The following is a 15573-nucleotide window of genomic DNA, read 5'->3' as shown; positions in this document are numbered from 1 at the left end:
ATTTATAAGTGCGTAATAGGGTAATTTGAATTAGTTGACATTCCAAATATAAATATGAAGTCAAAATCGCTCCAGGAAATAGGAAAATTCTTTTGCAACTTTATCAAATCGGTATTTTTTCTAGTGTTGATAGTTCCTTGTAATAGTGCTTCCGGTCAAAGTGCAAATGAGGAATTTCCTGATTTTAATTCCGCAGCAATGACATCACCTGACGTGTTCAGATATTTAAATATGCATTTTGGGAGTGAAATTGTTGATTCTGTCAAATTAGTGGCCTTAGGTGAGGTAAGTCATGGCGGATATACACCTATCGCTTTCAAAGCCCAGATGGTTAAATATTTAGTTGTGAAAAAAGAATATCGCAGTCTTTTAATTGAAGGTCCAGATTACATTATTTCAAAAATGAGAAACTACCTAAACTCACCCGAGGTATTGGACACTTCCTTCATATCTAAATGGGTCAAAGACCTTGATCTAAATGAACCATCATCCACTATTTATCTAAAGTTATTTTCTTGGCTAAAACAATATAATATTCAGAATAAACACAATCCTGTGGAGGTTTTTGGTTTTGACATTGGTATTGATCAGCGTTTTGTTAATTTTATTTTATATAGATATATCACCCCGTATAATCTGCAAGAAACTCAATCACTTATCTATAAGCTAGCTACTGAAAATTCGTTCATTGAACAGATTGAAGTTCTCAATGACTGGTTTAATTTAAATCAGCCAAACCTTAAAGCGAAGCTTGATAATCGAGAGTTTAATTGGCTATCGTTTTATTTGCGAACTGCAGATAACAGTATTAAGTATGACCGTAAAAATTCTAATAACAATATATCAACTAAGATCAGTGCGAATCTATTTCGCGACAGTGTATTGTATCAAAATGTGCAATTTCTTAGCCAAAATGTAAAGTCAATAATATGGGCACATAATGCACATGTGGTTGCCGCTGGATTCAAAAACATGGGGAATTTTTTAAGGGAACGCTATAAAAAATCGTATTTTGTTATCGCTACAGATTTTCCAAAATTAGCTACTGTTCATATACTGGATAGCAACTCCATGAGCAAAGGCAAATTTAGTTATTCCATTAAATCATTTACTGCAGATCCATCATCTGCAGCAAGAAAGCTTTTTGAAAATTATAATATTTCTCAGGGTATATTTTCCATCCAAAAATTGAAAGATTTGGGTATAAAAGCCAATATAAATGCAATTGACAACTATGGACATCAATTTGTATTTCCTGCAGAAAAAAACATAATTAATGCATTAATTATATTCTCGGACGTGAATTTAAGTTCACATTAATTTAACCGTAAGCTAATGACAATCAAACCTATTTTTTTTATACTATTATTTATTGCATTTGGGAAAGTAATTTGCGCTCAAAAGCTACAAGAAATCATTTCAAAACCGATTGATCAAGCGATACCTATATTTGACAATACTTTTGCTAATAACAAGATGTCGGACGTTAAATTAATTGGTCTTGGAGACATTGGGATATTTGCAAAAGAGCCAAAAAAAGTAAACACCTACCTAGCAGCCTACTTAATAAGTAAAAAGAGTTTCCGGAATATCATTTTAAAAATAGATGATTGGACTGTTCGACCGCTCAATGCATTTATAACTTCTTCCTCTGCCTTTAACACTAGTCAGTTAGACTCAACGATCAAAAGCATATTTCCCGCAGACCGCCAATTTCGAAACCACGAATTCAAGGCATTAATTGGTTGGCTTAAAGCTTATAACACTAACCATCCCAATGATATGGTTAATATTTTCGGCGCAGGTACTCAGACAATAATTCCACCATCATATTTTTTGTCAACTTATATATATCCCATTGACTCAACCGAAGCTAAAAAACTTAGCTTGAGGTGGAGTGATCAGAGTATCTCAGACTCATCAGCCTATGTTGAGATTAAAAAGTGGATTGAATCAATGAAACATTCTAAAGTGCCACTTAGTGTCAAAAAATTGATCATTAGCTGCGATAACGACCTTATTCACAACAGTTATGTAGTAACTTTCAACTCACCCCACCAAAAAATCCCATATGATGTTATTGAGCGGAGGACCAAATACATCGCAAATCAAATTCTGAGTAGACTAGATAAAAAGGCTATTTTTTATGCGCTAAATACCGAGGTGGCCAGATCGTACCTGGAGAGCCCTTTTGTAACTAACAATACTAAAATTCAGTCCATAGGAAAACTCTTGAGTGAGAATTTAAAAGAAAATTATCGCGTAATTGTTACTGATTTSMKANGWANWWRGYCAATCTTACTGTAATTAATGCAGGAGATAATACAACCGAGGTGGTGACTTTTAGGGCGTCCGAAAGTAATAGACATTTAAATCCACAGAAGTATTATTTTGATATTGAAACGAATAAAATTCAATTACAAAACTACTTACCGCCAGTCATTGACCTTCTTCAAGGGATGCAAACTAAAATTATTGCATCCAAGGAAAACCCTTCGGTGGATGGGTTGATGCTATTATTAGATGTATCAGATATTGACCTTTCATATTGATATAGTAAATACTCTAAATGAAAATCAATATCCCGTTCTCAGAATTGGTAGTCAAGAATAAACTATTGTATGAAATGACACTTAAAGGATCTTTCGCTTTATTGTGTTATGATATACAACAACCAACTTAAACATGCAAAGTTAATTCAGCTTAAAGAAAAGATAATTAATAATCATAATGAAAATTCCAACCTACATAATAAACTTAAAAGCCCGTGAAGATAGGCTAACGCACATCCTTAACGAATTTGCTGAAAGAAAAGAATTTCAAGTAAATGTGGTTGAGGCCCGTACTCATAGATTTGGCAATATAGGGTTGTGGCATACCATACGGCACATAATTCAGGATTTAGTCAGTTGTGAAGATGAATATGTATTGATTTGCGAAGATGACCATTTATTCACCGCAAATTATAGGCAAGAGGATATTCAAGATATAATAACCCAAGCTCAGAAAAACTTGGTCGATGTTCTCATTGGTGGTGCAAGCTGGTTTGAGGATGCTGTTCAAATATCAGATAGTCTATTTTCAGTCAAAAAATTTTCTGGCACACAATTTATTATAATTTTCAAAAAGTTCTTTCAAACATTATTAGATGCGGAATTTGGATTTGAAGATACTGCCGACGCAAAGATTTCGAGCTTGTCCGATAGCATTTATTTTATTCATCCAATAATTTCAGTACAAAAAGAGTTTGGATATTCGGACGCAACTGAAGTAAATAACGGTACCGAAAGAGTACAAAAACTTTTTCTTCAAAGTGCCATTCAAGCAAAGATTGCTAGTAACATTAGAGACTTCTATAATTCTAACTTTAACATAAAATCAATTTTGGACAATTTAGATGTTGACACCGAGGCTACAATCCCAACTTACATAATAAACCTTTCTGAACGAGAACAAAGACGACATCATATTTTAGGTCAGTTTAAGGATAAAGCTGAATTTAATGTTAAATTGGTTGAGGCATGTAAACATCCTATAGGGGCTTATGGGCATTGGCTTAGTGTATTAAAAGTTGTACGTATGGCTATCGAAAACGATGATGATGTTATAATAATCTGTGAGGATGACCATGAATTTACTCCAAGTTATTTAAGAGAAGATTTCCTCAAAAATATCTACTTAGCACATGCCCTTGGATGTGATTACATTTCCGGAGGTACAGGTCAATTTGATTTAGCAGTACCAATTAATGAAAATGTATTTTGGGCCAACCACTTCCTCTCAGCGCAATTTTTAATCGTTTTCAAAAAATTCTTTCAAAAAATTTTGGAGGCCCCCTTTGATGAGAGTGTTATTGGTGATATAAAACTTTCGCAACTGTCGACAAATAAAATGTTATTGGTGCCTTTTATTTCTGTTCAAAAAGACTTTGGTTTTTCGGATGTTACAAAGTTTCATAATGACCATGCTGGAATTGTTCAGGAAATGTTTCTCTACTCATCTGTAAGGTTAAATCATATGAAATTGTTTTTTATGTTACACMAMSRARATMTNSWYTYYYTCMYTACMMGAMKYTYWWMMRATCNTTNASCTATGCAGAGAAATAAAATCACTTCCAATTATTTCATTTCTTTGCATAAAAGCCAGACCAGATTGACTAAGTGATGCTGCGTTAATTTAATTTAAGAATGGTAGGCGAAAGGTATAAAAGCTTTATGATAAACGTATTAAACAAAATCAAGACGTGCGAACTCTAGAAATTCCAAAAATTATCCATCAGATCGTAGGTCAAAAAACTAACTCTCTGATAGAAAGGTGTCTAAATTCCTGGAACGACAACCAGTTGGATGGTTTCGAAAGAAAACTTTGGACCGACAGTGATATCATTGAATTCCTTTTAACTTACCATCCTTTTGCTTATGAGGCGTTTATTAAATCACGAAACTATGCGGAAGCGGCTGATATTGCCAGGTATCTCATTATCTATACATATGGAGGATACTATGTTGATTGGGATATTGAGCTGTTAGATCCTCTTAAATTTTTACGCCTAGGTAAAACACATAATAGAGGGTACATGATCGTCGATTCTACAAACGGTTCAATAGCCTCTGAATATTTCTGCTCGATAGTTAATGATCCATTTTTATTGAACCTCACACATGACATAGTTAGGCTATTTAACAGTGGTGAGCGCGACCAGATGTTTTCACCGCAATACTCTGGTCCTTTCAGAATGCGTGATAGTCTCATAGCACATCCGGAAACAAAAATGGCTTCAGTGCCATTGAAAGAAGTTTTCGCATATGATTACAATGAAATTAGAAATCCCTCGAGCGACCCGGTTACACAACCACTGATTCATTATTGGGTTCACTCCTGGATTAGGCATTAGTTTTGTCGACTTTTTTGTATGGTACAAAAAAGAATATTTATCTAAAACTTTAGTAGACGTTTCGACTCACTGGATTTCTATATCATCAGAATATTTGATCTTCAATAGCTTTAATAACACTCGTTTGCGTTTTACATCAAAATAGTTTGCCTCCAAGAAGCTATTTTGGGCTCATCTGAAATAGGACTATTTTTGATTGCTCCCAATTTATGAATTATCAGTTTTTTTGTAGCAGAAAAACAATAAGAATATTATCATTTGATTCGCCGTCTTCCTTTTCGATCTCAAATTTAGTCGCTACGCAAAGCCGATCATCGTCAACGCATAAATAACATCCCCATTCTTCCCGAGACGCAATTTGAAACCTACCACTGCAACCAACAGATATTTTTTGGTTCAGGAATACATGATTGTCATCATAGATGTTTACATATCCATTTATTCAAATTGTGAATTGCTATACGATAATATCAACTTGATAGCTTGTGGAAGCTCCAAAATTGCCTCGCATATTATTCGAATATTCCAAGAGAGTTTACAACTGAGCATAATTCTAGCGAATAATAGGTTCATATTTGCCAATTAGGTCATTTATTGGTCTCCTTCGATTTTGTTTCAAACAAAAAGATACGGCATTTTTCGTTTTCTGCTAATTCAGTGATTTGCTTACATACCCTAAAAAAGGTGCACTTCGATTAGCCGTTTTATAAATTTAAAAAAATCACTAATTTGTTATAGATTATATTATCTTCCAATTAAAGCATTAGTATTAAATGATCGACGGTAAAGTAAACAGTTTTTTTCAATACGATGCTCTAATTGAAAATCAGATTCAGGCTCTTCGTTCAGACTGGCAACGATTTGTCACAGAAAGAAAGCATTATAAGGGCCAACAAGTAGGTCATGGTCGAGGTATAGTCATCACTGCTGGAGGTTTAAAGTATTTTACATCGGCATATATATTGGTTTCGATCCTTAGAACATTCGAATGCACACTTCCAATAGAGATTTGGTTTCACGGTGACGAATTATCAAAAAATATGTGCAATGAATTTGAGAAACTAGGGGCGAAATGTTTGAATACTGAGCAATTCATCGAGGTTACTCCAGGTGGGTTTCTAATGAAAGCACTAGCGATAATGTTCAGCAATTTTAGAGAAGTCTTGTATTTAGACGCAGACAATGTGTGTTTAAGAGACCCGGCATATCTTTTTGAAAATGAGGAATACAAGAAACATGGGTGCATATTCTGGCCAGATTTTTGGCAAACGCCGGAACACAATCCAATCTGGAAGATTTTGGATGTTGATTTTAAAGACTGTCCAGAACAAGAAAGCGGGCAACTTATAGTTGATAAACTACGATCTTGGGACCAATTACAACTTTGCATTTATTTTAATATGAAGGGTGCTGATTATTATAGATTTCTATACGGTGATAAAGATACATTCAGATTCGCTTGGATGGCACTGAAAACTCCTTATTATATGGTCCCTTTCGATGTTGGTAGTTGCGGTGTTGTACACGATAATTCGTTTTTTGGAAACACAATGGTTCAGCATGATTGTGAAGGAAAAATTCTCTTCATGCATCGTAATCTTTTAAAATGGGACATAACACTTGAACATGAGCTAGTTTGGAAAATTGTAAAAAAATTCTCTTCCTCTATCGAGCCAAAATTTTGTGAGTTAAAGGGGGGGATAGATGTTATGCAAGCAATTGATTTACATGGCGATACATTACAGTATGAGTTCAATGATGCCTTTCCTGGATTTGAGCGTACCTGTCTAAAAATCTTGAAAAAAGTTAGATCCGCAAAATTCTATAGTCATGAACTTATGCTGTCCTATTTGTCGAACAATCGGAGGTAATATTAAAATCATAAATCTCTTTAATTTTCATAAAAATCAATTCTTTTAATCGGAATAGATTTTTTTATGTACATAAAATTATTCTCATAATTCTTGAACATTCACATATAATTAAACTATCTTAATCGCAACACACAAAAGTAAAATCCTTAATTAACGCTAACCAAATTAATATATGGTTATAGTAAGTTTAAGGGAAGGCTTGTTTCAATATTCATTTGGAAAATTTCTATCCACTTATACTCAAATGGAAGTTTATTTAAATCTAGAACTTTATCATAGAAATATTGGCAACCACAATTATAATCTAGACATCTTTGATTTGTCAGGTGCGAAATTAGTAACTGAAGAACAAGCTGCTGAATTGATAGAAACTTCGGGCTTACCATTATTGAAGATTGAAGACGGTTTTTCCAGTTCGATGAACATTTGATGCAGAAGTTGAAAGCATATTTTAGTGACAGAAACAACCAAAAATCAACATTTCAGTTTCTGGTTATTGGCAATCCCCTAAATATTTCAGCACAATAATTCCAATTCTTTATACTGATTTTACCTTCAGAAATAAACTGACAGGAAAATGGAGATATATGTATGAAAAAATTCGCAATTGCACTTCTATAATGATTAATGTCCGACGGGGAGATTTTTTTGAGAAACCTGATTATCATGGAGTTGTTAGTATTGAGTATATAAACAACGCGATAGACACAATCAGATCACGAATATATGATCCAAAATTCTTTATCTTTTCCGACGATATTCCATGGTGTTTAAACACTTGTAAATGGAAAAAATACTTCCATCAATTTTTAGCAAAAGTTCTTCCCCACTCATATCTTTGAAATCAGTAAGAAATTGATTTCAAAGATATGAGTGGGGAAGAACCACTTTCGCTGAAATAATGTGATAAATTCACAGAAACACCCTTGTAATTAGAACGGCAAAAGTTTTTTATTTAAGTAATCTAACACGGTCTCGCAACTGTCCCTCTCAAATTTCCTAGCAAAATGTGCATTCGAAGTTTCAATGTTATCGATATCGCTTTGGGTATTTAAAATCCTTGGGCTCGGGGTGCCAGACCAATCAATATATCGCTTATTATCGTTTATAACATTATCCTTAAAATGAGAATTTAAGATTAGTGTCTGAAAGAAAATTTCTTCGGGATGGGCAACCATACTAAAAAACAGGAGAAGGCTTGGATTGAGCATTAATTTGTCAAATATATACCTTACACATGATCCAGTTATAGAAATCCAATTTGAACCGCCATAAGGAGTTAATTCCTCGGGCATTGTTCTTTTAAGGCTCTCTCTTAACTGCTTCTCATAAAATTTCACGCTCTGATGAAACCCCATTTCGTCAACTGGCCAAAAATATTGAAACCTATGCAGTCCGCCATTTCCACCCCAATGCTGTGGAGATGGCAAAGCAAAATACTCTAAAAATTCCTTTCCCCGATTTCTTATAAAGAAGTCCAAAAAATCCGTTGGGGTTATTAACGGAAAATCCTGTCCGCTTATACAGCAGTAATAGTCGTAATTGTTTTTTTCTGAGGCCATCGATAAAAGCAACAATTGTGTTTTAAGTATGGAGTAACCACCCCATACTACATCGAGCCTGTCACTCAAAATGGTTACCTTTTCCTCATTTAACCTAAATAACAAATCAGGGATGTCAACTTTGGCTTTAATATCAATATGAATAAAAATATCAATATCGGGATGGTAAAGTTTATTTGTGATATCAATAAGTAAATCAAACTCTTTATGAGCCATAATTAAACATGCAATTTTCATAAGACGTTTTTAGATCTGTGGTTGTGTTCTTCGTAGGTTTATTAACAGCATAGCTAGAAAAAATTTAACATAATTTAGTAAAACAGTTCTATACCTAAGACTAAAATTAAAACATTTGACTTTATTTACTATCATTTTATTGATGACATAAGTACAAACTGACGAGCTCCAATCCTCGGTAGGATAAAAAGGAGTCCATAAAACTCATTTCTTTGCGTCATAAACAAATATCTATTGTGGTCTACCAACCGTTAAGACAAAGTATACATACTGAAAAAGAACTACTTACATTTTTAGAAATTCTATCCTTTTAGTTGATATGTATGGTTTCTTGATGAGCCTCTCAGAATATTTTTCGAGTGTCGTTCACAACTATCTTCCTTCACTCGAAGCGATATTACCCCAGGATCTGAAAGAAAAATTTTGAATAAGGGATTTCCTGTTGCCCAATATTGGTCAAGTTGAATCAAATTAGACAGGGGTTTTCATTTGCAATCCTATTAATCTTAGTGCAAATAGAATGCGTACTCGGAGGGTAGCTCTGGCATGCACGACTGCAAGATTTTGTTTTTAATGCGCTGTTTATGTAATACATGGTCTTTGTCTAGACTCCAGATAAAAAAACTGCTGTGGAAAGGAACGTTCGTTCAGGTTAGACACCAACTGAGTTGCAGAGATTGCAGAAAAATGGACGCAATGAATATGTAAAATGCCACGCAGAATCAAAGAATTTGATGTAATTGCAAAGAAAACAAAAGAGACCAATAATGCTGTAGCAAACTCAAAAGCTGTGCTGGAAAGCACCTATTGGAAAACACTGCAAATCCCTTTTCTTGTGATATCCCCCTTTCCTCTACAGGTCATTGTTAAGGACTAAAATAATGAGCCCTGGTGTATAAAGCAAATTGGCGGAACACTAGTCATATCGTTGCAATGAAATTCAGCTTCAAAATAGCAACAAATAAATCTCAGTTTTTCAAAAATCGGTATGAGTTTTTTCTTTAATATTTAAAATCCTTTCCAATACTTTCTGTCTCTTTTTTTCAAATTCAAAGCCCTTCCAGGAAGCAATACCAAATTCATTAGAGGTGGGACAATCTTCAAATTTTCCGATAAAGTGCATTGACGGCTTTTTGACACCTGAAGAACTCAAAAAGATATCATCACACAGTCCAGCATCTTCTATATCAATTTGACTGAGTGATAACAATCTAAATAACTCTACAACATGTTTTCTAGTAAAAAAATAAGCACGATTTAAAATATCGACCTCTTGGTCGCAATTAACAACACTTTCTCCAAAACTAATTTTATCATTTAACTTGAGCAAGCTTTGCCCCCAAAAGCCATGCGGCCTAAAAGGGTCATTTATTAAATTCACCATCAGATACTGGATCTGGGTCTTACTGAGAAACAAATCGTCATCAATGCAGAAATAATATTCTGAGTGTTCTACATAAGCCAGTTCATACCGTTTAATACAACCAGAATCCCTTTCCTGATTAATAAGCACAAACCTATTGTCATCAATTTTCACATATGATTTCAGATCAACTTCGGGGTTGTTATTCGACAAAATCAGCTTACATACTTGACTGACGCTTAATATCGTTTCACATATCCTTTGGATATTCTGCGGCCGCTTATAGCTTAAAACAATAGCGGTAAAATAGTTGTTCATAATTATAATTTAAATCCAATCTTTTCTTAAGGTATCATTTTCCAGCCACAGTGTGTCATCAACGGCATTGATTTTTCACGATTTGTTCATATTCGCCATTAGTACCTTCAACGACTGCTGGGAGTGGTCGATTGAATTGCAAAATCCGCTGTCGAATTGAAAGGCCTGGAGAATAACTCAAAATTACCGTACAATATATAAGCCCGCCAATTCTAAAATAGTTAAAAAAACAATATTAAAAATGAAATAATATCCATGTTGATAATCTTGCTAATACTTAACCAGAGCCCAAATGATCGGACGTCATGTTTGCAGGGCTTTATAAAGTACCTGATTTGCTATCTAAGCCACTTACTATATATCAAATTAGTTGCATATACGATTGTTCTTTGTTATGGCGCACGTCCCCTTCCACAAAAAACACATATATATATGATTATCAATCAGTTTCAACAATAAATCACTAGTTTAATAAGGCGATTAGCATTACTTACTCAACCAATCAATTAGTTCTAAATAACGATAGCAAGTTTGGCGAAGTCCTTTTTTTTTATTTATTTTAAGAAAAGAAACGACATGTCTAGGAACTTTACGATTGCATTAATACTAATTGTGACATTAGGATGTAAGAAAGACAAAAAATACAGTAATGATAACATTACACTTTACAAGTGGAAAAGAGACTTATATAGAGCACAAGTTCAAAAGGAATTACCAGCTCAATTTTATTCCAGAGATGGAGAGGTAGCAGAAAACCAATACGCGATCTTTATAACCTCAGACTTTGTTGTTTTGACCGAATACCACAAGGATAAACAACAAGACAGCATCTTTAAAGCCAGTGGCCAAATGCAAGTTTATAAGTATAAAAAATTGGAAAGAGTAAGCGATTAATATAAACATTGTCGATGTAAATTAAACCTAGTCAGCCAGAGATTATTTCAACGTGTCTGTTTAAAAGCTAAGACTCAAATTCACCAGAAACTTCAATTTATGAAGATCATTCTGTGAAAACCTTTAATAGTGGGTATTTCATCTAAAATAGCTGCTCATTCCGCATTTAAACTAACGCCTCCTTTCTCTGCAGACCGGTTCTTCCCCCATTTTGGTCCTAATGATTTTAAGATCTTACTCACTCTATTTCCTTCAAAAATCCCGGTATAGAGGGGATAGCTAAATACTTAAAATTTGCCGTTCTATCGTTAAAAGTGATCACAACATTATTCATTAGCTCAGAAAAATGAAACATTTTTCATTGGTGTATGGAAAGTAGTTGATATATTTATAATAACCAAGTAATTAATCCCAATATGAAAAGAAAACTGCTTATAATTATACTATTGAGTATGCTTATTGGAGCCAACAGCTTCGCTCAAACGCCAAAGAAACCAAAACAAACCAAAACAAAAGTCCAGCGTAAAGCCTCATCCCAGAACACAGCACATATTGGAACCTGGAAACTAATATGGCAAAAGATAACTTATGAAAATGGACAAATGATAATATCAGATAGTACATCCGTTTTTTTACGAAAAATACTGACCCCGACGAATTTTGTTGCGATAGTTGAAAAAAAAATTCCTGAGTTAAATAATAAAAAAATTGTTACTGTAGCGTCCGGAGGAACCTATACCCTACAAGATGGGAACTATCAGGAGTTCGCAAAATATGCCGCATTTGATGGCTTTGAGAAAATGAAAGTTAACTACAAACTAACGATAAAGGATGGCAAACTACATACCATTGGTACTATAGGAGGGTCTGAAATATATGAAGAATTATTTGAAAGGGTAGATTGGTAGCTAATTTCATATGACACAATGAAAATATTTCTCACAGTGCTTCTGTTTAGCCTTAATACCCTATACTCTTACTCGTAAGAATCTTTTACAGCAAACCATGAAGGCACATATTACACTAAAATTGAAGATGAAGATATAAGATGGCACCGATCACAAAGGTACCTATCAATGGTAATGAATATCGTTTTGTAATAGACTGAACTGCTTGATCGCGTAATTACCATAGTTATCCTTGGATTCATTGAACTGGCACGAACTCCATACCCTCTACTGTTCACCTTCACGGCTCACCATATCCTCTAGGAACACTACACGTTCTTGCATATTGGCGATCTGCTTAATATGCCATCCTTTCCGTGATCCACACAATGCTTTTTTTTATGACAGGGTTGAAATGTACACCCTGAACCTCATTTTTCGAATAATCTATTTCAACTCAGAATAAATATTTGTATTTCCTTTGCTACCAGATTTTTTGATCACAATAACATCATTCATCCTTTTTAAAGCAATCTGGCTGGAATTCGCATTAAAATTCCAGCCTTTATCTGCAAAAAACTTTTGTATTTGCCTTATTTCTTTAGGTTCATTTAAGAATCCGCTATTCAACAAACTATACTTAATACAATAGACCAAAGTTGGTTGCTGATTTAAAATAAAACCGGCAGTCATGCTGGAGAGCCTGTATTTTTTGCTTTAATCAACTCGCGAAATCTTTTAAAACAAATTACATATTTATCATAACATAGAAAATTTTAGCTTATCGTAATAGGATAGTGTTAAGGGAGGCTCCCTTAATTAGTTACTAGGCATTAAAAAATATTATTTCGCCATAAACACTACATTTAATATAACATTTTAACCACATACAAAGGCATTGAAAATTTGTAATTGGCCCATTTTTGTTTTTCGAATTAAGTGGCGAATGTATTAAGGGCAAAATAGAGATTCAAAAAAATATGGAGGCTCCCGAGAGGGATACCTATTTTTTGAATACTACTTTGGTGAAGCGATCCCATACGTCAAGGGATGGCGACCTTAGCACAAATAATTTATTTTTCCTTAAATCACGAGGCTAAAAAAAAACTCATCATCGACAAAAAATGCAAAAAGAAACAACAGCACTTATGTTCAAAATACACTTTATAACCCAATTCGATTTGACCTACTACACCCCACAAACATAATTTACTTATAAGTTGACTTATACGCATTTTCATATGGACTACCACTTTGCATCATGCTAATTGCAATTCGGTCTTCGTTTAGAAGGGCCGTATAATTTTGAGAACAATATTGCATTCCCCGGTCAGAATGATGGATAAGAATAAATGGAGACTTCCTTTCCCGACACTCAATGGCCATCTCTAAAGCCGCGATACAGCCAACGGCTTCCAAATTTGGGTGTAGTGCAAAGCCGACAATCTTTCGAGAGTACGCATCCATGATTAAGCTCAGGTAGCTAAATCCTTCCAATGTACGTATATACGTGATATCGCTTACCCATAGTTGTTCTGGAGCTGATAGCACAATATGTTTAATCAAATTAGGGTATTTTCTGAGCCAGTGATGAGAATCTGTTGTTTTAACCATTCGTTTTCTTCTACGTATGAGCAGACCATGAAAACGCAGAAGATCATACAGGAGATCTCTTCCCATTTTTATGTCGTGTTTCTCCATTTCCGGAATAAGCAGATACAGTAGTTTTCTTGTACCTAGCATTGGCATTTCAGCACGGAACTCGCGAACCAACGTCAAAACCACTATATGTGCTATATTGGTTCGGGCAGCTTTATGATGAGCCAAATAATATGTCTGACGGCTTACACCAAACAATGCACAAAAATCTACAAGGCTATTACCAGGTAGATTTTGCCTCATTCTTAAGATTGTTTGGTACCACGCTTTTTTCGAATTTTGATGTGAAGTTCACTTTCTGCGACCTCAATCATGGTTTCCAATGCAACGTTCTTGAATTGTGCCTCTGCTAAAGCCTTAGTTAATTTCTCTATCTTCTTTAACAGTAATTTTGATTCCTGGGATTCATTCATCGCTAGAAGCCTATTAAGACCTTGCCTGTCAAACAAGGTAACTAAATTATGCTTAACACGCCATAGACCTATAGTGCTTTTAGCTATGCCGTATTTTTTACTTGCCCCACGTTGAGTGAGTAATCCTGTCTGAAGTTCTTCGACAATTTTCTCTTTGATTTTCTCATCTAGCCTTCCCCATGGCTGGCGATTCTTAAGGGTAACTTTTGCCTTTTTTTCTGTTTTTGCTTTCATACTTGTGCTGCTTTAATGACAAGCTATAGCAGGACAAGACAGACACCCATGTATGCTCTAAATGTAAAACAACAAAAAAAGCCTCTCAGAATTAACTGAAAGGCTTTCTAAGGGTGGAGAATAGCGGAGTCGAACCGCTGACCTCTTGCCTGCCAGGCAAGCGCTCTAGCCAGCTGAGCTAATCCCCCTTGGCTAATAGTAGTTCGAAAACTACCAGAGTGGGGCAAAAGTAATTAATTTTAGAAACCCTGCAAATTAAATAACGAAATAGATGAATTTAAAATCTCTTGGGCACCTTCAGCTTCTCCTACTCGATCCCCCTCATTCCGCTAGTCACAATAAAAATAATGTAATTCTTTAACAGCATCTAATGCGCAAAAATGTAATTAATTCGTAACATGCGCTTTACATCTCTCTTAAATGACATTTTAAGACTACTTGTATCTATTAGGGCGTTGGACTTTTAAATATTGTTCCTATTTTAGCAGCACACACAAATAGAACAATATTTTTATGCGCCTTTCCTTATTTCTACTCACCGCATTAAGCCTATTTTGTACTGCCGGTATTGCCCAGACCATACAACAAAACAGCGGTTGGTTATTTTTAATGAACACCACTAAAATAAATAACAAATGGGGTGCCAATCTTGATGTTCAACTAAGAACTGCCGACAACTGGGAACAGTTAAGAAATTTCATGTTCAGGCCCGGCTTAACCTACTACATTAATAATAAAAATGAAGTGACATTGGGCTACTTATTAAATGAAACCTTTACCCAGTCAATAGGTGCCAGTGACAATAAATTAACTGAACACAGGATATGGCAGCAATATATTTATAAACACAAAATTAGCACAATTCTTACTAGCCACAGGTTCAGAACAGAACAACGTTTTATAGAAAGAAACGGAACGGGTGATCTGTTTTCGCAACGCTTCAGGTATTTTTTAAGGTTTATTATTCCCTTAAAAAAAGGACAAAACGATTTTGAGAAAGGACCATTTGTAGCCCTACAAAATGAAGTATTTCTGAACCTTCAAAATAAAGACGAATTAAATGGCCATGTATTTGATCAAAATCGTGCCTACGCCGCAGCAGGATATAGATTAAGTAAAAAAGTGGATATTGAAGCTGGCTATCTGAATCAAACTTCCAAGGGGCTAAATGCCTCTACAATGAACAATGTAATCCAACTTGCCCTTTACACAAGGTTTTAGCTATTAATTCGTTTATT

General features: G+C 34.7%; 13 protein-coding genes and 1 tRNA gene. 9 read left to right on the top strand and 5 right to left on the bottom strand.

Annotated features, from left to right (window positions below):
- Nucleotides 1-123: 123 nt before the first annotated feature.
- From N824_RS03655 to N824_RS38200, 5 genes are all read left to right on the top strand, one after another.
- Complete coding sequence (locus N824_RS03655; RefSeq protein WP_161662252.1) at nucleotides 124-1320, top strand: erythromycin esterase family protein; 1197 nt, start codon at nucleotides 124-126, stop codon at nucleotides 1318-1320.
- 2923 nt (nucleotides 1321-4243) lie between these two features.
- A complete protein-coding gene (locus N824_RS03640) occupies nucleotides 4244-4894 on the top strand; it encodes a glycosyltransferase family 32 protein (protein WP_048903793.1) in 651 nt (216 codons plus the stop codon).
- A 773-nt stretch (nucleotides 4895-5667) separates the two neighbouring features.
- Complete coding sequence (locus N824_RS03635) at nucleotides 5668-6765, top strand: hypothetical protein (RefSeq protein WP_048903792.1); 1098 nt, start codon at nucleotides 5668-5670, stop codon at nucleotides 6763-6765.
- A 175-nt stretch (nucleotides 6766-6940) separates the two neighbouring features.
- The gene (locus tag N824_RS03630; RefSeq protein WP_152541975.1) at nucleotides 6941-7198 is read left to right on the top strand and encodes a hypothetical protein; all 258 of its coding nucleotides are present in this window, start codon (nucleotides 6941-6943) and stop codon (nucleotides 7196-7198) included.
- A 43-nt stretch (nucleotides 7199-7241) separates the two neighbouring features.
- Nucleotides 7242-7610 (top strand): alpha-1,2-fucosyltransferase, encoded by a 369-nt coding sequence (locus N824_RS38200; RefSeq protein WP_084498176.1) that lies wholly within the window; start codon nucleotides 7242-7244, stop codon nucleotides 7608-7610.
- A 90-nt stretch (nucleotides 7611-7700) separates the two neighbouring features.
- On the opposite strand, the gene N824_RS03625 is transcribed toward N824_RS38200, so the two are convergent.
- The gene (locus N824_RS03625; protein WP_084498175.1) at nucleotides 7701-8567 is read right to left on the bottom strand and encodes a beta-1,6-N-acetylglucosaminyltransferase; all 867 of its coding nucleotides are present in this window, start codon (nucleotides 8565-8567) and stop codon (nucleotides 7701-7703) included.
- 709 nt (nucleotides 8568-9276) lie between these two features.
- Here N824_RS03625 and N824_RS31135 point away from each other — a divergent pair.
- A complete protein-coding gene (locus tag N824_RS31135; protein ID WP_161662251.1) occupies nucleotides 9277-9444 on the top strand; it encodes a hypothetical protein in 168 nt (55 codons plus the stop codon).
- 99 nt (nucleotides 9445-9543) lie between these two features.
- Here N824_RS31135 and N824_RS03620 read toward each other — a convergent pair whose 3' ends face one another.
- Nucleotides 9544-10248 (bottom strand): hypothetical protein, encoded by a 705-nt coding sequence (locus N824_RS03620; protein WP_048903789.1) that lies wholly within the window; start codon nucleotides 10246-10248, stop codon nucleotides 9544-9546.
- A 576-nt stretch (nucleotides 10249-10824) separates the two neighbouring features.
- Between N824_RS03620 and N824_RS03615 the strand changes: the two genes are divergently transcribed.
- Both N824_RS03615 and N824_RS03610 read left to right on the top strand, forming a co-directional pair.
- The gene (locus tag N824_RS03615; RefSeq protein WP_048903788.1) at nucleotides 10825-11142 is read left to right on the top strand and encodes a hypothetical protein; all 318 of its coding nucleotides are present in this window, start codon (nucleotides 10825-10827) and stop codon (nucleotides 11140-11142) included.
- A 416-nt stretch (nucleotides 11143-11558) separates the two neighbouring features.
- Entirely contained in the window at nucleotides 11559-12050 is a 492-nt protein-coding gene (locus tag N824_RS03610; protein ID WP_048903787.1) for a hypothetical protein, read from the top strand.
- Between the two features lie 1188 nt (nucleotides 12051-13238).
- Here the strand turns inward: N824_RS03610 and N824_RS03600 are convergent.
- The 3 genes from N824_RS03600 to N824_RS03590 form a co-directional block, all read right to left on the bottom strand.
- Nucleotides 13239-13931, bottom strand: a complete 693-nt coding sequence (locus N824_RS03600) for an IS3 family transposase (RefSeq protein WP_052334047.1) — start codon at nucleotides 13929-13931, stop codon at nucleotides 13239-13241.
- A 2-nt stretch (nucleotides 13932-13933) separates the two neighbouring features.
- Nucleotides 13934-14335 (bottom strand): hypothetical protein, encoded by a 402-nt coding sequence (locus N824_RS03595; RefSeq protein ID WP_048903785.1) that lies wholly within the window; start codon nucleotides 14333-14335, stop codon nucleotides 13934-13936.
- Between the two features lie 114 nt (nucleotides 14336-14449).
- Nucleotides 14450-14523: transfer RNA gene (locus tag N824_RS03590), tRNA-Ala, on the bottom strand.
- Nucleotides 14524-14848: 325 nt separating this feature from the next.
- On the opposite strand from N824_RS03590, the gene N824_RS03585 reads away from it, so the two are divergent.
- A complete protein-coding gene (locus N824_RS03585) occupies nucleotides 14849-15556 on the top strand; it encodes a DUF2490 domain-containing protein (RefSeq protein WP_048903784.1) in 708 nt (235 codons plus the stop codon).
- Nucleotides 15557-15573: the final 17 nt, after the last annotated feature.

The organism is Pedobacter sp. V48, from assembly GCF_000523515.1.
In the GTDB taxonomy this organism is placed as follows: domain Bacteria; phylum Bacteroidota; class Bacteroidia; order Sphingobacteriales; family Sphingobacteriaceae; genus Pedobacter.
Note: the sequence above shows the minus strand (reverse complement) of the source record. Positions and strands in the feature narration are given on the sequence as shown.